20 protein-coding genes are annotated in these 17,672 nt (G+C 44.1%); 16 read left to right on the top strand and 4 right to left on the bottom strand.

All coding sequences use genetic code 11. The features are described 5' to 3' along the window. Positions 1-47: 47 nt before the first annotated feature. The 14 genes from rpmF (at position 48) to R7Q41_RS17520 (ending at position 12,613) form a co-directional block, all read left to right on the top strand. Entirely contained in the window at positions 48-218 is a 171-nt protein-coding gene (gene rpmF / locus R7Q41_RS17585; protein WP_005396978.1) for a 50S ribosomal protein L32, read from the top strand. A gap of 10 nt (positions 219-228) precedes the next feature. Further along, positions 229-1,254 carry a phosphate acyltransferase PlsX gene (plsX, locus tag R7Q41_RS17580; RefSeq protein WP_017633846.1) on the top strand — a complete coding sequence of 342 codons (1,026 nt, stop codon included), beginning with the start codon at positions 229-231 and terminating at the stop codon, positions 1,252-1,254. Between the two features lie 5 nt (positions 1,255-1,259). Then, on the top strand, positions 1,260-2,210 hold the full coding sequence (locus tag R7Q41_RS17575) for a beta-ketoacyl-ACP synthase III (protein WP_017821385.1): 951 nt from the start codon (positions 1,260-1,262) through the stop codon (positions 2,208-2,210). Between the two features lie 75 nt (positions 2,211-2,285). Further along, positions 2,286-3,209, top strand: coding sequence for an ACP S-malonyltransferase (gene fabD / locus R7Q41_RS17570; protein WP_138939570.1), 924 nt, complete (start codon positions 2,286-2,288; stop codon positions 3,207-3,209). Between the two features lie 45 nt (positions 3,210-3,254). Next, positions 3,255-3,989 (top strand): 3-oxoacyl-ACP reductase FabG, encoded by a 735-nt coding sequence (gene fabG, locus R7Q41_RS17565; protein ID WP_031781117.1) that lies wholly within the window; start codon positions 3,255-3,257, stop codon positions 3,987-3,989. A 246-nt stretch (positions 3,990-4,235) separates the two neighbouring features. Continuing rightward, positions 4,236-4,469 (top strand): acyl carrier protein, encoded by a 234-nt coding sequence (acpP, locus tag R7Q41_RS17560; RefSeq protein ID WP_004406112.1) that lies wholly within the window; start codon positions 4,236-4,238, stop codon positions 4,467-4,469. Positions 4,470-4,562: 93 nt separating this feature from the next. Then, positions 4,563-5,813, top strand: a complete 1,251-nt coding sequence (gene fabF / locus R7Q41_RS17555; protein WP_005372948.1) for a beta-ketoacyl-ACP synthase II — start codon at positions 4,563-4,565, stop codon at positions 5,811-5,813. 107 nt (positions 5,814-5,920) lie between these two features. After that, positions 5,921-6,736 (top strand): aminodeoxychorismate lyase, encoded by an 816-nt coding sequence (gene pabC / locus R7Q41_RS17550; RefSeq protein WP_042523095.1) that lies wholly within the window; start codon positions 5,921-5,923, stop codon positions 6,734-6,736. After that, on the top strand, positions 6,733-7,749 hold the full coding sequence (mltG, locus tag R7Q41_RS17545; RefSeq protein ID WP_005372950.1) for an endolytic transglycosylase MltG: 1,017 nt from the start codon (positions 6,733-6,735) through the stop codon (positions 7,747-7,749). Before pabC ends, mltG begins: the two co-directional genes overlap by 4 nt. Next, positions 7,746-8,378 (top strand): dTMP kinase, encoded by a 633-nt coding sequence (tmk, locus tag R7Q41_RS17540; protein ID WP_005387350.1) that lies wholly within the window; start codon positions 7,746-7,748, stop codon positions 8,376-8,378. Before mltG ends, tmk begins: the two co-directional genes overlap by 4 nt. 24 nt (positions 8,379-8,402) lie before the next feature. Beyond that, complete coding sequence (locus tag R7Q41_RS17535) at positions 8,403-9,365, top strand: DNA polymerase III subunit delta' (protein ID WP_054729226.1); 963 nt, start codon at positions 8,403-8,405, stop codon at positions 9,363-9,365. Further along, the gene (locus R7Q41_RS17530; protein WP_005372957.1) at positions 9,356-10,123 is read left to right on the top strand and encodes a TatD family hydrolase; all 768 of its coding nucleotides are present in this window, start codon (positions 9,356-9,358) and stop codon (positions 10,121-10,123) included. Before R7Q41_RS17535 ends, R7Q41_RS17530 begins: the two co-directional genes overlap by 10 nt. A gap of 444 nt (positions 10,124-10,567) precedes the next feature. Beyond that, positions 10,568-11,998: a PTS glucose transporter subunit IIBC gene (gene ptsG / locus R7Q41_RS17525; protein WP_005372959.1), complete on the top strand. Its 1,431-nt coding sequence runs from the start codon at positions 10,568-10,570 to the stop codon at positions 11,996-11,998. Positions 11,999-12,211: 213 nt separating this feature from the next. After that, positions 12,212-12,613, top strand: a complete 402-nt coding sequence (locus R7Q41_RS17520; protein ID WP_053349624.1) for a hypothetical protein — start codon at positions 12,212-12,214, stop codon at positions 12,611-12,613. Positions 12,614-12,676: 63 nt separating this feature from the next. On the opposite strand, the gene R7Q41_RS17515 is transcribed toward R7Q41_RS17520, so the two are convergent. From R7Q41_RS17515 to R7Q41_RS17505, 3 genes are all read right to left on the bottom strand, one after another. Next, on the bottom strand, positions 12,677-12,772 hold the full coding sequence (locus tag R7Q41_RS17515; RefSeq protein WP_005372963.1) for a MetS family NSS transporter small subunit: 96 nt from the start codon (positions 12,770-12,772) through the stop codon (positions 12,677-12,679). After that, the gene (locus tag R7Q41_RS17510; protein WP_005372966.1) at positions 12,769-14,235 is read right to left on the bottom strand and encodes a sodium-dependent transporter; all 1,467 of its coding nucleotides are present in this window, start codon (positions 14,233-14,235) and stop codon (positions 12,769-12,771) included. The genes R7Q41_RS17515 and R7Q41_RS17510 overlap by 4 nt, the downstream gene beginning before the upstream one ends. 569 nt (positions 14,236-14,804) lie before the next feature. Beyond that, positions 14,805-15,395: an outer membrane protein gene (locus R7Q41_RS17505; RefSeq protein WP_053349626.1), complete on the bottom strand. Its 591-nt coding sequence runs from the start codon at positions 15,393-15,395 to the stop codon at positions 14,805-14,807. Positions 15,396-15,522: 127 nt separating this feature from the next. Here R7Q41_RS17505 and R7Q41_RS17500 point away from each other — a divergent pair, with 127 nt between their 5' ends. Together R7Q41_RS17500 and R7Q41_RS17495 are read left to right on the top strand one after the other, a co-directional pair. Further along, positions 15,523-15,615, top strand: a complete 93-nt coding sequence (locus tag R7Q41_RS17500) for a YnhF family membrane protein (RefSeq protein WP_005372970.1) — start codon at positions 15,523-15,525, stop codon at positions 15,613-15,615. Positions 15,616-15,659: 44 nt separating this feature from the next. After that, the gene (locus R7Q41_RS17495; protein ID WP_005372971.1) at positions 15,660-16,811 is read left to right on the top strand and encodes a patatin family protein; all 1,152 of its coding nucleotides are present in this window, start codon (positions 15,660-15,662) and stop codon (positions 16,809-16,811) included. A 108-nt stretch (positions 16,812-16,919) separates the two neighbouring features. On the opposite strand, the gene R7Q41_RS17490 is transcribed toward R7Q41_RS17495, so the two are convergent. Beyond that, positions 16,920-17,672, bottom strand: a 753-nt coding sequence (locus tag R7Q41_RS17490) for a pyruvate kinase (protein ID WP_318144606.1), incomplete at its 5' end; no start/stop codon positions are given.

Here is a 17,672-nt window from a genome sequence, read left to right as displayed (position 1 = left end):
CCGATTCTTCTTCAGGTTTTTAACCCAATAGTATAGGAGTAGGGTCAATGGCCGTACAGAAAAACCGTAAAACTCGTTCTAAGCGCGGTATGCGTCGTTCACACGATGCGCTAACTACAGCTGCTCTATCTGTAGACGCGACTTCTGGTGAAACTCACCTACGCCACAACGTAACTGCTGAAGGTTACTACCGTGGTCAAAAGGTTATCAACAAGTAAGGTTGAACCTTTGCAAAGTATTACCGTTGCACTTGATGCAATGGGCGGGGATTTCGGTCCACGCGTAACAGTGCCTGCCGCCGTGCAGGCACTGTCTCATTTCCCAGAGCTAAAAGTGATTCTTATTGGTGATCAATCTCTGATCACGTCTCAATTATCTCAACTCGGTACCTCGACCAGTTCCCGCTTGACTATTCTTCACAGCGAGAAAGTTATCTCGAACTCAGAAAAACCTTCATTGGCGTTGCGTAATAGCCAAAATAGTTCTATGCGTATGGCTATCGATTTGGTTTCTGAGCAGAAAGCGGATGCTTGTGTTAGTGGTGGCAACACCGGTGCATTAATGGCACTATCGCGTTTCATTCTTAAGTTACTTCCTGGCATTGAACGTCCTGCTTTAGTTTCCGCTTTACCGACGATTACCGGAAAGCGCACTTGGATGCTAGATCTGGGGGCGAATGTATCGTGCGATGCTGATAGCTTGTTCCAATTTGCTGTAATGGGCAGTGCATTAGCTGAAGAACACTTGGGTCGTCCTCCTCGCGTTGCTGTACTCAATATTGGCGCAGAAGAGATTAAAGGTAACGATTTAGTCAAACGTTGCGCAGAAATGCTTTCTCAGACCGATGCGATTAACTTTGTCGGTTATATTGAAGGTAATCAAATTTTGCATGATGTTGCTGACGTCATTGTTTGTGATGGATTTGTCGGCAACGTATGCTTAAAAGCCAGTGAGGGAACAGCTCAACTTTTTATCGAAAAAATTAAAACCAGCATAATGGCATCAACGATAAAGGGTTGGATAGCTAGAAAGTTGTTTTCTAGGCTGTTTAATGAACTAAAAACACTGAACCCCGACCAGTATAACGGCGCAAGTTTGCTAGGATTGCGCGGCATTGTCATAAAAAGCCATGGAAGTGCGGATGTATCTGCGATTGTCAATGCACTTGGCGAGGCAGTACACGAGGTCAAACGACAAGTACCAAGCCGTATTAGCGATCGTTTGGAAGCGGTTTTACTCGAGAGGCATTATTAGTCTTCATGTATAGCAAAATTTTAGGTACTGGCAGCTACCTGCCATCTCAGGTGCGTACAAACGCAGATCTAGAGAAAATGGTAGATACAAGTGATGAGTGGATCGTTGCTCGCACGGGTATTAAAGAGCGTCGAATTGCTGCAGAAAACGAGACTGTAGCAGACATGGCATTCTACGCAGCTGAAAACGCTATCGATATGGCGGGTATTGATAAAAACGATATCGACCTGATTATCGTAGCCACAACGAGCAGTAGCCATACTTTCCCTTCATCTGCGTGTCAGGTGCAGGCAAAGCTTGGCATTAAAGGTTGTCCAGCTTTTGACTTAGCCGCTGCTTGTTCTGGTTTTGTGTACGCATTATCTGTTGCAGACCAACATATCAAATCTGGTATGTGCAAAAACGTACTTGTGATTGGTTCAGATGCTTTGTCTAAAACGTGTGATCCGACAGACCGTTCAACCATTATCCTATTTGGTGATGGTGCCGGAGCCGTTGTCGTAGGCGCTAGCCAAGAGCCTGGCATTATCTCTACCCACATATACTCGGATGGTCAATTCGGAGAGCTTCTAAGCCTACCTGTACCTGTGCGGGGGCAAGATGCGGATAAATGGCTTCATATGGCTGGGAACGAAGTATTCAAAGTCGCTGTCACTCAGCTATCGAAACTAGTAAAAGATACGCTTGAAGCCAACAACATGCATAAGTCTGAACTAGACTGGCTAGTGCCGCACCAAGCGAACTACCGCATTATTTCAGCGACAGCGAAGAAACTTTCGATGTCACTAGACCAAGTCGTGATTACACTTGATAAACACGGCAACACATCAGCTGCGACGGTGCCAACAGCACTAGATGAAGCGGTACGTGATGGTCGTATTAAACGCGGTCAAACTCTGCTTCTTGAAGCGTTTGGCGGCGGATTCACTTGGGGCTCGGCCCTTGTGAAGTTCTAAGTTTCACAAGAATTCAAAATTTAAGGTGCACTTGGTGCATCTTATTTCTTTTTACTTTGCTTAAAGGAAAACAACATGAGCAAGTTTGCTATCGTATTTCCAGGTCAAGGTTCTCAAGCTGTAGGTATGCTTGCAGAACTAGGCGAACAATATGACGTAGTAAAACAAACATTTGCAGAAGCATCTGACGCACTAGGTTACGATCTATGGGCGCTTGTTCAAAATGGACCTGCAGAAGATTTAAACGAGACTTTCCGTACTCAACCAGCTTTGCTAGCTTCATCTGTTGCAATCTGGCGTGTATGGCAGGAACTTGGCTTAGAGCAACCAGCAAACCTAGCCGGTCACAGCCTAGGTGAGTACTCAGCACTTGTATGTGCGGGTGTTATTGACTTTAAAGAAGCCATCAAGCTGGTTGAATTACGTGGTCAACTTATGCAAGAAGCAGTACCAGTTGGTACTGGCGCAATGTACGCGATTATCGGTTTGGCTGATGATGCGATTGCAAAAGCGTGTGAAGACGCAGCGCAAGGCGAAGTGGTCTCTCCAGTAAACTTTAACTCGCCTGGTCAAGTCGTTATCGCTGGTTGCAAAGACGCAGTAGAGCGAGCTGGTGCGCTATGTAAAGAAGCTGGTGCGAAGCGTGCGCTTCCTCTTCCTGTTTCAGTACCTTCACACTGTGCACTTATGAAGCCAGCAGCGGAAAAACTTGCTGTAGCTCTTGAGTCTATCGAATTTAACTCACCACAGCTGCCAGTTATCAACAACGTTGATGTGATTGCTGAGACAGATCCTGCAAAAATCAAAGATGCGCTTGTTCGTCAGCTACATAGCCCAGTTCGTTGGACTGAAACAGTTGAACTGATGCACGAACAAGGCGTAGAAAATCTTCTTGAGCTTGGTCCTGGTAAAGTTTTAACAGGTCTAACAAAACGTATCGTGAAAACGCTAACTGCAGCAGCAGTGAATGATATCGCATCGCTAGACGCTGCGAAGTAATCCATCAAGCGATAAATTTGCGATAAGAAAAGGAAACACAACATGATGAATCTAGAAGGTAAGATCGCGCTAGTTACCGGCGCAAGCCGTGGTATTGGCCGCGCGATCGCGGAACTTCTTGTCGAGCGAGGTGCTACGGTTATCGGTACTGCTACTTCTGAAAGTGGTGCGGCTGCTATCAGCGAGTATCTTGGTGATAACGGTAAAGGTCTAGCTCTTAACGTGACCGATGTCGAGTCTATCGAAGCGACACTAAAAACGATCAACGAAGAATTTGGTGTGATCGATATTCTGGTGAATAACGCTGGTATTACTCGTGACAACCTATTGATGCGTATGAAAGATGATGAGTGGAACGACATCATCGATACCAACCTAACGCCTATCTACCGCATGTCTAAAGCGGTTTTACGCGGCATGATGAAAAAACGTGCGGGTCGTATCATCAACGTAGGCTCTGTTGTTGGTACCATGGGTAACGCAGGTCAAACTAACTACGCAGCAGCGAAAGCGGGCGTGATTGGTTTTACTAAATCAATGGCTCGTGAAGTTGCGTCTCGTGGTGTAACAGTGAACACTGTTGCTCCTGGTTTCATCGAAACTGACATGACTAAGGCGCTAAATGATGACCAACGTGCGGCAACTTTGTCGAACGTGCCAGCAGGTCGTTTAGGTGACCCACGTGAAATTGCATCAGCAGTAGTTTTCCTTGCTTCTCCTGAAGCAGCGTACATTACTGGTGAAACTTTGCATGTAAATGGTGGCATGTACATGGTTTAATGCGACAGTTTATGCAAAATAAGCTATTTTACATTGTGAAAAATAGCCTATAGTTGCAGTTAACTGTCATGAACTTGTCATGCTTATGCGCAAGATTTGTGCATGATTTAAGTCAAAAATGTATTGAAATTCGGTTAAATTCGCTAATTTTGTGGTTTGACCAGCAAGGACCCCCTTGCAACTTTCAATAGTTCGAATAAACTACGGAATCATCGCATTAGGCGAAATCTGTAAAGGAAAAGAAAAATGAGCAACATCGAAGAACGCGTAAAGAAAATCATTGTTGAACAGCTAGGTGTAGACGAAGCAGAAGTTAAAAACGAAGCTTCTTTCGTTGATGATCTAGGTGCTGATTCTCTAGACACTGTAGAACTAGTTATGGCTCTAGAAGAGGAATTCGACACTGAGATTCCTGACGAAGAAGCTGAGAAGATCACTACTGTTCAAGCTGCAATCGACTACGTAAACAGCGCTCAGTAATTAGCTCTCCCAGGCGGTCTCCTAGACCGCCTGTGTTCTTTCTAACTTCTTCTATCCTCTCATAGAAATATTCAATTCCCGGAGAATTATATCGTGTCCAAGCGTCGTGTAGTTGTCACTGGCATGGGTATGTTGTCACCGGTAGGCAACACAGTAGAATCATCTTGGAAAGCCCTGCTAGAAGGTCAAAGTGGTATCGTAAATATCGAGCACTTTGATACTACGAACTTCTCAACTCGTTTTGCAGGTCTTGTTAAAGATTTCGATTGCACAGAGTACATGTCTAAAAAAGATGCTCGTAAGATGGACCTTTTCATCCAGTACGGCATTGCAGCGGGTATTCAAGCTCTTGATAACTCTGGCTTACAAATTACCGAAGAAAATGCGGCTCGAGTTGGTGTTGCTATCGGCTCAGGCATTGGCGGTCTTGACCTTATCGAAACTGGCCATACTGCATTAGTAGACAAAGGCCCTCGCAAAGTTAGCCCATTTTTTGTTCCTTCGACCATTGTAAACATGGTTGCAGGTAACCTATCTATCATGCGTGGTCTCCGTGGTCCAAATATCGCGATTTCTACCGCATGTACTACTGGCCTGCATAATATCGGCCATGCAGCACGTATGATTGCCTACGGCGATGCAGATGCGATGGTTGCTGGTGGTGCAGAAAAAGCTTCTACGCCTCTTGGCATGGCTGGCTTCGGTGCAGCTAAAGCACTATCTACTCGTAATGAAGAGCCTCAAAAAGCGTCTCGCCCATGGGATAAAGGCCGTGATGGTTTTGTTCTAGGTGATGGTGCTGGCATGATGGTGCTTGAAGAGTACGAACACGCAAAAGCACGTGGCGCGAAGATTTACGCAGAACTGGTTGGTTTTGGTATGTCTGGTGATGCTTACCACATGACTTCTCCAAGCGAAGATGGCTCTGGTGGTGCACTTGCGATGGAAGCGGCAATGCGTGACGCGAACATCACAGGTACCCAAGTAGGTTATGTGAATGCTCACGGTACATCTACTCCTGCTGGCGACGTTGCAGAAATCAAGGGCGTGAAACGTGCTCTTGGTGAAGAAGGTGCGAAGCAAGTACTTGTATCATCAACTAAGTCTATGACTGGTCACCTATTAGGTGCAGCAGGCTCTGTTGAAGCAATTATCACGGTTATGTCTTTGGTTGACCAAATCGTTCCACCAACGATTAACCTTGATGATCCAGAAGAAGGTCTAGACATCGACCTTGTGCCGCACACTGCGCGCAAAGTTGAAGGTATGGAATACGCTATCTGTAACTCGTTTGGCTTTGGTGGTACAAACGGTTCTTTGATCTTCAAAAAGTTCGCTGAGTAACACTATCTAACCTTATTTAGATAAGCGAAACTTGTATTCTAACGGCTCGATGCTTAGCATTGAGCCGTTTTGTTTTATTTGTTGTCTGCTAATTTGAAGGTACGTGAATGTTTTGGGTAAATGGAGTTCCGCAAACGCATGTAGAGCTAGGTGATCGCTCATTCCAATACGGTGATGGAGGCTTTACCACCATCCTGACCCAAAATGGAGAGTTGGTTTACTGGCAGGAGCATACTGAGCGCATGAGTGCTTGCCTTGACGCTTTGAAGATCTCTTCACCTGACTGGAAAGTTGTGCATGGTTGGGCAAGCAAAGCGGTTTTATCTGACGCACGAGCGGGGGTGAAGATTCACGTTAGCCGCGGTATTGGCGGGCGAGGGTATAGCCCTAATGGGATTAAAGGCCCTATCGTGACGATTTCCAATTTTGCATTTCCTTCTCATTATTCATCTTGGCAAGAACAAGGTGTGGACTTGGGCGTTTGTAATACTCGTCTAGGGATTCAACCTTTACTTGCGGGACATAAGCACAACAACCGTTTAGAGCAGATTCTCGCCAAGGCTGAAATCGACAATACAGAGTTTGCAGATGCAATAACGTTAAATGTGCAAAACCATGTCATTGAAACTACAATGGCCAACCTTTTTTGGGTTAAAGGTAATAAAGTATTTACGCCGGAGCTGACCTTATCAGGCGTTACGGGCGTAATGCGTCGTAAGGTGCTTGAGTTACTTAAAGTAAGTCATATTGAAGTCATCGAGGGGCGTTTTATACTTCCAGATTTGCTGAGTGCTGACGAGGCTTTCATGTGTAACTCAATATTAGGTGTCGCACCTATTCGCAGCATAGTGACATCGAACTCTAAGACTATATTTCCGATAGGAAAATTGACTCAACGACTGCAAGGGAATTTAACTACGTGATTAAAAAACTGTTGGCTTTTGTTGTGCTGATCGCAGTGATAGGCGCAGCAGCTGTTTTTTATATAATTTCACAGGCTAAACAATACGTTGAAAAGCCTATTCTATTGGAACAACCTCAGCTGTTTACTGTAGAAAGTGGTACAAGCTTTCATCATGTCATGCGCGCCTTAGTTGAAGATGAGGTGATTGAAACATCGGAGTACATCCGTTTAATTCCTCACTTATATCCAGAATTGTTGCAAGTGCGAGCGGGTACTTACCAACTTGAGCCTGGTATGTCACTTTCGCAAACATTGGAGCATCTGAATACTGGAAAAGAATACCAGTTTGCGATCACTTTTGTTGAAGGCAGCCGCTTTTCTGAATGGGTAGATCAACTAAAAAGTGCTCCTTATTTAAAGCATGATTTAACCGATCTTTCAGAAAAAGAAATGGCTGCGAAGCTCGGAATTGAGAGAGAAAAGCTAGAAGGGTTGTTTTTAGCAGAAACCTACCATTACACAGCGGGTGCGAGTGAAAGCCAGTTATTAAAACGAGCGCATCGAAAACTCAATAAAATACTGGACGCTAGCTGGGAAGCTCGTCAAGAAAAGCTGCCATTACAGGATAAATATGAAGCCTTGATTCTCGCGTCTATCATCGAGAAAGAGACGGCTATTGATTCTGAGCGTGAGCGCGTCGCTTCTGTGTTTATCAACCGATTGAACAAACGTATGCGGTTACAAACTGATCCGACAGTTATTTATGGTATGGGTGACGCCTACGATGGCAACATTCGTAAGAAAGATTTGCGTACGCCGACACCATATAACACCTATACCATCAATGGTTTGCCACCAACACCGATTGCGATGGCTGGTGAAGCTTCCATTGAAGCGGCTTTGAATCCAGAAAGCAGCAACTATTTATATTTTGTAGCAAGTGGAAAGGGCGGACATGTATTCTCGAAATCCCTTGCTGAGCACAACCGTGCTGTTCGTGCCTATTTAAGAGAACTAAGAAAGAACAAATGATGAAAGCAAACTTTATTGTCGTTGAAGGCCTAGAAGGCGCGGGTAAAAGCACTGCGATTAAAACCGTTTTAGATACGCTAAAAGCGGCCGGTATTGAGGATATCGTAAATACCCGTGAGCCAGGAGGCACACCGCTAGCAGAAAAAATGCGCGCTCTGGTGAAAGAAGAGCACGAAGGCGAAGAACTTAAGGACATGACGGAGTTGCTTCTTCTGTACGCTGCACGTGTTCAGTTGGTTGAGAACGTGATCAAACCAGCTTTGGAAAACGGTCAGTGGGTGGTTGGTGACCGACACGATATGTCGTCGCAAGCTTATCAAGGTGGTGGCCGTCAGATTGACGCATCGTTAATGAAAAATCTCCGAGATACAACGCTTGGTGATTTTAAACCTGCTCTCACTCTCTATATGGATATTGACCCTCGTGTTGGGCTTGAGCGTGCACGTGGGCGTGGTGAGTTAGATCGTATAGAGAAGATGGATATTAGTTTCTTCGAGCGTACACGTGAGCGTTATTTGGAGATTGCTCATGCCGATCCTTCCATCGTTATCATTAACGCAGAACAGACGATTGAAGGCGTGTCGCGTGATATTCGGGACGCTCTAAACGAGTGGCTAGCTCGTCAATAAGTGAAACGTAAATTTAGGTGACTCATGTTAAATGATTATCCATGGCTACAGCCAATATGGGATAACCTCAAAGTAGGGTTAGAGTCGGACAGAATACCAGGTGCGCTTTTATTACAAAGCGAGCAGGGCTTGGGCATCGAAAAACTTATCGAGTTTTTTAGCCAAGCACTTCTTTGCCAAAATTACGCGAGTGAAGCATGCGGTTTTTGTCATAGCTGCCAGCTAAATCAATCTCAAAACCACCCTGATTTACACTGGATCAAGCCAGAGAAAGAAGGAAAGGCGATAACGGTGGACCAAATTCGCGCTTGTAACCGTCTTGCTCAGGAATCATCTCAGCTTAATGGTTACCGCCTATTTGTAATAGAACCGGCGGACTCTATGAACGAGTCGGCATCGAATGCGCTGTTAAAGACGCTAGAAGAGCCTGGGGCAAAGTGCTTGTTTTTGCTCGTTACCCACAATCAGGAGCGTCTGCTCCCAACGATTCGTAGCCGTTGCCAACACTGGGTTGTTGCGCCTCCGTCAGCGGAACAAGCGATGCAATGGATGCACGAACAAGGGGCGAAGCAAGTTCCTGCTTATGCCTTAAAACTGAATATGGGCTCTCCAATAAAAACATTGGATGCGTTAAATAATGGTGAGCTCGAAGCTTACTTGGCTTTTGAACGCAGTTTTATTAAGGCAATGTCTTCGCCTGTTTCAGACGTTTCTGAGTGTGCTTCTTTAATCGCTAAACACTCAGAGCAATCACTAGACTGGGCATGGTATTTACTGACAGATGCTCAGAAAGCGCAGTTTGGTGTATCAGAAGCTCAAATGCTTCCGGGCGCGACAAAGTTTCAACCGGACAACTATAACGGTTTGTACTCATCAGCGAAGGCGCTGATGAACCTGAAAGCTCAGGTGCAAGCCTTTCCTGGCCTGAACCTTGAGCTACTATCAATGAATTGGTTAATTGAATCACGAGAGGCATTATGTTCGTAGATTCTCATTGTCATTTAGACAAATTGAATTACGACGATCTCCACATCAATGTGGAAGACGTTATTAACAAAGCTAAACAAGCAAACGTAACTGAACTACTTTCTGTTGGAGTAACGCTGGATTCTTTCCCGAAAATGATGGAAATGATCGAGCCTTATGACAATGTTTATGCTTCGTGCGGTGTGCACCCACTTGATGTTGAAAGCGACTTTTCGATGGACGTATTGCGCCACCATGCGTCGAATGCAAAAGTCGTCGCTATTGGCGAAACGGGTTTAGATTATCATTACAAGCCCGAAACGGCCGCGTTACAGAAAGAGCGCTTTGAGCAACACGTTGATCTTGCAGTGGAGCTCAACAAACCTTTAATTATCCATACCAGAAACGCACGTGCGGATACTCTAGATATTTTGCGTAAGGGTGGGGCAGAGAAATGTGGTGGTGTTATCCACTGTTTTACAGAAGATCTTCCATTTGCTGAAGCTGCACTGGAGCTGGGGTTTTATATTTCTATCTCGGGGATTGTTACTTTCCGTCAAGCTACAGAGTTAAAAGAAGTGGTGAAGACTCTACCTTTAGAGAAGCTTCTTATTGAGACAGATTCTCCTTACTTGGCTCCTGTCCCCCATCGTGGCAAAGAGAATCAACCCGCTTACGTTGTCGAAGTCGCTTCTTATATTGCGCAACTCAAATCGTGCTCTCTTTCTGAAGTGGCACAAAAAACCACCGAAAACTTCCGAAATCTTTTTTTGCGATGAAAAAATAATAAGAGCATAAAAAAGGAGCTTAGGCTCCTTTTTTGTTGATAAAAACAACAGATACGCTCACGAGTTTAATGTTTACTAAAAATGTTGATTTAATAACATTCAAAAATCACAAATGTAATTTTGTTACTAAAAATAACATTGGGGCGTATTTTATTTACGCCTTAAAATTAATTATATAAATAATTAATTCTTTATAAAACAGTAATATAAGTGCAATGCAAACCTTTTCATCGGCTGTTTTTGGGTGTGATCCAAGACTTGTTTTGAAACTAAATTTCGTAACTGTGTGGAAAGTTTGAGGGTCATCAATATATATTTAGAGCCGGAAAATATAATGCAGTTGTGGTTACATTTTCATTGGGTGCTAACCTTTAGGCTACGGGGGTGTGCCGTTAGTGCCCAAATAATACTTATAAATTTATCAGGAGCATAAACATGTTTAAGAACCTTTTTGCTAACCTGCAAAAAGTTGGTAAGGCTCTGATGCTTCCAGTATCAGTTTTACCAGTTGCAGGTATTTTATTAGGTGTGGGTGCTGCCCATCTAAGCTTTATTCCAGAGATCGTTTCTAATCTTATGGAACAAGCTGGTGGTTCAGTATTCGGTCAAATGGCACTTCTATTTGCAGTAGGTGTAGCGCTAGGCTTCACTAACAACGACGGTGTTGCAGGTCTTGCAGCTATCGTTGGTTACGGCATCATGACGGCAACGCTAGGTGTAATGGCGGGCGTTATGGGTGTTGAGAAAATCGATACAGGTGTACTAGGTGGTATCCTTGTCGGTGGTGTGGCTGCTTGGGCATTCAACCGTTTCTTCAAAATCCAACTTCCAGAGTACCTTGGCTTCTTCGCTGGTAAGCGCGCAGTGCCAATCATCACTGGTTTTGCTGCGATCATCCTAGGTGTTATCCTATCTGTTATCTGGCCACCAATTGGCGGTGCAATTTCTGCATTCTCTGATTGGGCTGCACACCAAAACCCACAGCTAGCATTCGGTATCTACGGTGTTGTTGAGCGTTCTCTAATCCCATTCGGTCTACACCACGTATGGAACGTACCGTTCTTCTTCGAAGCAGGTTCTTGTGTTAACGCTGCCGGTGAAGCTCAAAATGGTGTACTAACTTGTTACCTAGTTGCTGATGAAGCATCTCGTGCTGCTGGTAATGGCTTCGGTCAGCTAGCGGGTGGTTACATGTTCAAGATGTTCGGTCTACCAGCTGCAGCAATCGCAATTGCTCATTGTGCTAAACCAGAAAACCGTGCAAAAGTAATGGGTATCATGGCGTCAGCTGCACTGACTTCATTCCTAACTGGTATTACTGAGCCAATCGAATTCTCATTCCTATTCGTTGCTCCACTACTATACGGTATCCACGCTCTACTAGCTGGTTCTGCATACATCGTTTCGAACACTCTAGGCTTTGTACACGGTACTTCTTTCTCTCACGGTCTGATCGACTTCCTAGTTCTATCTGGTAACGCTCAGAAGATGGTGCTAATGATTGCCGTTGGTCTAGTTTACGCAGTAATTTACTACGTAGTGTTCCGTGGTGTAATCACAGCGCTTGACCTAAAAACACCTGGCCGTGAAGATGAAACGGAAAGTGCAGCTGTAACTTCTGGCTCTGATATGGGCGGTGAACTGGTTGCAGCGTTTGGCGGTAAAGCTAACATTACTGGTCTAGATGCATGTATCACACGTCTACGTGTAGCAGTTGCAGATACAGCTGCTGTTGACCAAGACAAGCTAAAACAACTAGGCGCTGCTGGTGTTGTAGTTGTAGCTGGTGGTGTACAGGCTATCTTCGGTACTAAGTCTGATAACCTAAAAACTGAAATGGATGAGTGGATTCGTAACCACGGTTAATCGCAGTCATTCATAGTAATGCATAAAAGGAGGCTTCGGCCTCCTTTTTTAGTTCCTATTTTATTAACTGACAGTTCCTTTTTTAGTGTGATCCTAAACTCATCTTTACTTTTGTCAGCTTTTTCATACATCGAGCTTACCCATCGTTGACATATTGATACGCCATTATGTTTGAATAGCGAATAATGTTTTTTTGAATAATTGATAACGTGTATGAAGAACAAATTCATTTTATTTTTGGGACTAGTTTCTAGTACGGCAATGGCGGCAAGCGAACCAACGGATCTATCAGTTGGTATGGCTGTCGATCAACAATTAAGTGTTGTTGTAGAGTTAGATAACAAATATCGTGGCATTATCGGAAACGATGGTATGGCGTTTGATTACATCGCTAAGCGTGGAACATTCGATCAAAACATGCCTGTGACTTGGTATGTCGGCGTTGGTGGCTGGTATGAATGGGATGACGAGTTTGGTGTGAGAGTACCACTTGGCGTGAACTGGGATTTATCACGCGGCTGGGACCTTTATGGTCAAATACACCCAGAGCTAGATCTTTACAAAGGTGCTGACTTGCAACTTGGCGGCGCCGTTGGCATCAAGTACAGTTTCTAGAATAAAAGAAACATAAAAAAACGCCGGTAAATACCGGCGTTTTTTGTTTGGAATGCAATACTGTTATTGTTTATCCATGGCTCGCTTGATGCAAACGGCAGCGCCGCCCCAAGTGATACCTAAACCAATAACCATCATAATAATTGCGCTGATTGTCATTTTGCTGTCTCCTTGCGGTTCACTGCGTTGATCACTAGACCAAAGATAAAGAGTGCGGCGATAAGTGCCCAGCCTAAAGTTAGATCATAGCCACCGTAGCCTTCAGTAATTAGGGCGTATAGCTTGGTCGCTAAGATAATGGCGAGCATGATTGGTGTAACGAAGCGTAAGCAGATCTCGAACCATTGACCAACAGAGAAATCAGAGCGCTCGTTAACGTAATTACGTACTTCTGGCACGCGCTTCAATAGCCACGCCATCAAGACAATCTCAACCAGACCACCAACCATGATGCCAACGTTGTTTGCAAAGTGGTCTACTAGATCGAGTAGCAGCAGACCGCCATTGGTAGCAAACGCCATAGAGACAACGAAGCCAATACCAATCACAACATTTGCAGCTTTTTTACGGCTCCACTTCAGCTTGTCGATAATGGCTGAAGTTACGGCTTCCATAATTGAAATATGCGAACTTAGACCAGCAACCACCAGTGCAAAGAAGAACAGTGGACCAAGAATATATGGGGCAGGTAGTAGGTTAATTGCCGCAGGTAAAGTAACAAAAGCCAAGCCAACGCCTGCAGATACCACCTCTGTTAACGGCTTACCTTGCTCTTGAGCCATGTAACCCAATACTGAGAAGATCATGATGCCGGCTAGGATCGAGAAGCCACAGTTGATCAACACGGTCATAAACGCGTTATTCGTTATGTCCGACTTTTCTGGTAGGTAGCTAGAGTAAGCTAGCATGATGGCGAAGCCGATACTTAACGTAAAGAAGATCTGACCATATGCCGCTGCCCATACTTTCACATCCCAAATTTTGCTGAAATCGGGTTCGAACATGTAGTTCACGCCATCTAGAGCTCCTGGCAAGAAAATCATACGTCCGATTAAGAAAATCACCATCAAGAATAGGATTGGCATCATAATTTTAGATGCTCGTTCAATTCCTGATTTCACGCCTTTGGCAATAGCGGTGTAAGTAATTGCCCAAGCAATTACCATGGATAAAGCAATCTTCCATTGAATACTGCCTAAGTCTGTTGGTGAGTTGTCACCTAGCTTTAGGTATTCACTAAAGAAAAATGCGTTGGTATCGGTTCCCCAACCTTGAGTGAACGACAACCCAAAGTAAGAAATCGACCAACCGATAACAGCCACATAGTAAACGGCAATAACTGCAGCCACACCAACTTGGAACCAGCCAAGCCATTCAAATTTAGAATGAATTTTCGCTAGTGTTTTTGGTGCCGAGCCTCGGTATTTTTGTCCCATACTGAACTCAAGGATCATAAATGGAATACCGGCAGTGATCATGGCAAAAATGTAAGGAATAAAAAATGCGCCGCCACCGTTTTCATAGGCCATGTATGGGAAACGCCAAATGTTTCCCAAACCGATAGCAGACCCAACTGCTGCTAAGATGAATCCCGCCCGGGATCCCCATTGTTCTCGCTTCATATTTGACTCCTATAAGACTCCCTGAGGAATGAAGCTCTCTACGTAACACAGTAATAATTGCGCAAACAGTTGGAAGAAAGGACCGCTGTTATCCATCAGCTTTTCTATCCTTAATTCTAACTTTGTATAATTTTATAGAGCTATATTCTGGCTACTGTAAGAGAAAGTAGATTATTAATCTTAAAATTTTGATGTGTGTTTGATAAAACTGAAATATTTATCTGTTTTCACTGATCAGACTAACTTCTAATAATACTTAGCGCAATAGAATCTAAATGTTAATTCAGATGCGTTGTCTGGTTTTAATCTTGTTAAATTTGAGTTTGATTGTGGTTTTGTGTGGGTGGTTGGTTGTTTGTCTGGAATAAATAACTGGGATCTAATAATTGCTTTGGTGTTTAAGACTATTTTGATGAATTAGGGCGTACGGCTATCTTTTGTGCACCTATCTAGATGATGCTTCGTTACTTTGCCAAACAATGGTGTTTAGACGATATCCTTTATCGGCTCTGTGCAGGACTCGTTCAGCGTTCTTTGTGACGAGTCCTACAAAGGAACATGCATAAAAATTAGAAGCGGAAACTAAAACCGACATTTGATTGGAATTGGTTCATCCAATCAGTATCGAACTTAATGATACAGTTTGAGCCGTCATTAGGTAGAGTACAGGCGCCAGATGTATCGTTATCAACGACCGTTCCTAACCATCTCAGTTGGGCCGTTAATGCAAAGTTCTTTGAAAATTCATATTCCAGCCCTGCAAAAGCGCTAGCCGAAAATCCGTATTTTTTGTCTACCCAATCCACATCGGCATAAGAAGCGCCCAAACCTACACCGATATAGGTTTGCCAATTTTCTGCGACAGGATAGTACATGCTGCTTTGGAAGTGCAGATAATGTATATCTGCCGAGTTGGACAGCTTTTCAAGTTCCGTCGATTGATTGGAGTAAAACAATCCGATCCTTCCTTTTTCTAAGGGAGTCTCGACTGAAAGAGCGTAATTCACTGCGGGGTCGAGAGCGTATGTATTACCACTTTCATCCTCTACTTGGCCGCCTCCTGTATAGCCTATGTATGGCGTAACGATGATATTCGCTTGTGCATTGATAGCAGTACTCATCATCATGATTCCTACTAGCCAGCTGAGTTTTTGGTTCATGCCCTATCTCCTTATTATGACTAAGCTAATTGTGATGGGTTAGTCAAAATTGCGCGACTAAATTAAGCAAATCTTGAACATATTTCACACCGGTGTTATTAATTTGTTACATATTAAGGAGGTGTTTATGGAACACGATCTAAAATCCGCATTAATCATTGTGGTGACTGTTTTTGCAGTGCTTTTGTCATTTGGCATCATTGCTATTACAACAGCTTAAGATAACCACTTTTACCAAACGTTTTAACAAAACGGCGTGAGCCTATGATACGTAACAGCGGTATAATCACAGAAAGCCATGCAGAGCTTGATGTAAAAGTTTATGAGCACTTTAGGCATGGTAAAACTGCTTTAGTCACGCAAGGTGGAGGGCAGAGAGGGATTTTTACCGCTGGCGTTTTAGACGCCTTTTTACTTTCCAACTTCGATCCTTTCGATGAATTCTATGGCACCTCTGCCGGAGCACTTAACTTATGTTCTTACTTGTGTCGTCAACATGGCATGGGCAAAGCTTTTATTACCGAGCTGACAACGTCTCCTGAATTTTTTAATCTGTTTCGCTATATCCGAAAGCAGCAGTACTTAGGTTTAGAGTGGGCATTAGAACGGATTCAAGATTTCCCATACAAGCTTGACCTTGATTTAGGTCGCAGCGCATTGGGAAAACGAGGAGCGTTTGCTGCGGTAACGAATATAGAGACGCTATCAGATCAATATCTACCAATCTTGGATGACTCGTGGTTTAACACTATGCTAGCGACATGTGCGATTCCCAAGTTGTACCACGGACCTGTCGACGTAAATGGCAATAAATTTGTTGATGGCGGCGTGTCTGCCTCTATCCCTGTACAAGAAGCGTGGCGTCAGAATGCTCGCAACATTATTGTCATTCGCACAGAGCCGTTTTCAGAGATTGAAGCGAGAGCCCAAAGTGAAGTGGGGGATGTGCCTGTCGAATGGTATCGAGAGTCTATCAACTCAGTACAGCAATCATGGCAGCAAAAAGTGAATCAGTGGAAGCTGGATTGGGCGTCGTTCTTCCAACAAAAAATTAATGCAGCACATCAATCGAAGCTTGCAGGGAAAATGCTGTTAAATGGAGGCCGTTGGTTGTTCGGTGCCGATAACTTGTATCGTTTAAGTCATTTGATTGGTGAGAATTTTGATTCAGGTTTAGCCGACATGCTGATGATTCATTATCAAACATTTGAGCTCACTCAGGCCTTTATATCTGCTCCACCTGACGACACTTTTATTTTACAAGTTGCGCCTAAAGAGGGACTTCGTTCTTCTTCTTTGTTAAGTGACCAAGAGTCACTAGAGCATGACTATCAACTTGGGCTTCAAGCTGGGTTTAACCTAGTTCAACTCTATGACCAGCTGGATGTTGAAATTGATGGTAGAGAGAGTGCATAAACCTTCTTACGTTCACGATGTGCGCAATATACAAAGCATATAAATAAGGCTCCATTTTCGGAGCCTTATTTGCGGGTTCTTGTGGTTAACTCCGGTTAGGTATAACTACTACGCTTGTAGAATGCGCATGCAGTTGGTTGAGCCAACAACATCCATTACATCGCCTTGAGTAATAATGACTAAATCACCTTTGTGCAAGAACCCTTGCTCTTTAAGGCTAGTAATAGCTGCTTGAGCCGTTGGTAAACCCGCATCACTTTTTGACTCGAAATATACAGGTGTCACGCCTCGGTATAATGCTGCTCGATTTAGTGTCGATTCATTCCGTGATAAGGCAAATATTGGCAAGCCAGAGCTTAAGCGAGACATCATCAACGCAGTCCTGCCGGACTCAGTTAACGAGATCATCGCTTTAATTCCTTCCATGTGATTCGCAGAGTACATGGTTGCCATTGCGATGGTTTCTTCAGCGGTTTCGAAGGTTCTATCTAAGCGATAGGTTGATAGACTTGCCTCCGACATTTTTTCTGCCCCCACACATACTTCGGCCATGGATTTGACCGTTTCTACAGGATATTTACCTGCAGCAGTCTCTCCAGACAGCATCACCGCGTCAGTGCCGTCTAGAACCGCATTGGCTACATCCATCACTTCAGCACGCGTTGGCATTGGGCTAGTAATCATGGATTCCATCATTTGTGTCGCAGTAATCACGATACGGTTTAAACTGCGTGCGCGGCGAATCAGTTTTTTCTGGACACCAATGAGCTCAGGGTCACCGATTTCTACACCAAGGTCACCACGTGCAACCATCACTACATCGGATGCGAGAATAATGTCGTCAATAGACTCATTGGTCGC

It is taken from the genome of Vibrio sp. 2096 (assembly GCF_033339595.1).
In the GTDB taxonomy this organism is placed as follows: Bacteria; Pseudomonadota; Gammaproteobacteria; order Enterobacterales; family Vibrionaceae; genus Vibrio; species Vibrio alginolyticus.
Note: the sequence above shows the minus strand (reverse complement) of the source record. Positions and strands in the feature narration are given on the sequence as shown.

Bases quoted from the DNA above. Each gene is read 5' to 3' on its own strand.
- rpmF (WP_005396978.1), top strand. From the start codon at position 48: ATGGCCGTACAGAAAAACCGTAAAACTCGTTCTAAGCGCGGTATGCGT.
- R7Q41_RS17575 (WP_017821385.1), top strand. From the start codon at position 1,260: ATGTATAGCAAAATTTTAGGTACTGGCAGCTACCTGCCATCTCAGGTG.
- fabD (WP_138939570.1), top strand. From the start codon at position 2,286: ATGAGCAAGTTTGCTATCGTATTTCCAGGTCAAGGTTCTCAAGCTGTA.
- fabG (WP_031781117.1), top strand. From the start codon at position 3,255: ATGAATCTAGAAGGTAAGATCGCGCTAGTTACCGGCGCAAGCCGTGGT.
- acpP (WP_004406112.1), top strand. From the start codon at position 4,236: ATGAGCAACATCGAAGAACGCGTAAAGAAAATCATTGTTGAACAGCTA.
- pabC (WP_042523095.1), top strand. From the start codon at position 5,921: ATGTTTTGGGTAAATGGAGTTCCGCAAACGCATGTAGAGCTAGGTGAT.
- tmk (WP_005387350.1), top strand. From the start codon at position 7,746: ATGATGAAAGCAAACTTTATTGTCGTTGAAGGCCTAGAAGGCGCGGGT.
- R7Q41_RS17535 (WP_054729226.1), top strand. From the start codon at position 8,403: ATGTTAAATGATTATCCATGGCTACAGCCAATATGGGATAACCTCAAA.
- R7Q41_RS17530 (WP_005372957.1), top strand. From the start codon at position 9,356: ATGTTCGTAGATTCTCATTGTCATTTAGACAAATTGAATTACGACGAT.
- ptsG (WP_005372959.1), top strand. From the start codon at position 10,568: ATGTTTAAGAACCTTTTTGCTAACCTGCAAAAAGTTGGTAAGGCTCTG.
- R7Q41_RS17520 (WP_053349624.1), top strand. From the start codon at position 12,212: ATGAAGAACAAATTCATTTTATTTTTGGGACTAGTTTCTAGTACGGCA.
- R7Q41_RS17515 (WP_005372963.1), bottom strand. From the start codon at position 12,772: ATGACAATCAGCGCAATTATTATGATGGTTATTGGTTTAGGTATCACT.
- R7Q41_RS17510 (WP_005372966.1), bottom strand. From the start codon at position 14,235: ATGAAGCGAGAACAATGGGGATCCCGGGCGGGATTCATCTTAGCAGCA.
- R7Q41_RS17505 (WP_053349626.1), bottom strand. From the start codon at position 15,395: ATGAACCAAAAACTCAGCTGGCTAGTAGGAATCATGATGATGAGTACT.
- R7Q41_RS17500 (WP_005372970.1), top strand. From the start codon at position 15,523: ATGGAACACGATCTAAAATCCGCATTAATCATTGTGGTGACTGTTTTT.
- R7Q41_RS17495 (WP_005372971.1), top strand. From the start codon at position 15,660: ATGATACGTAACAGCGGTATAATCACAGAAAGCCATGCAGAGCTTGAT.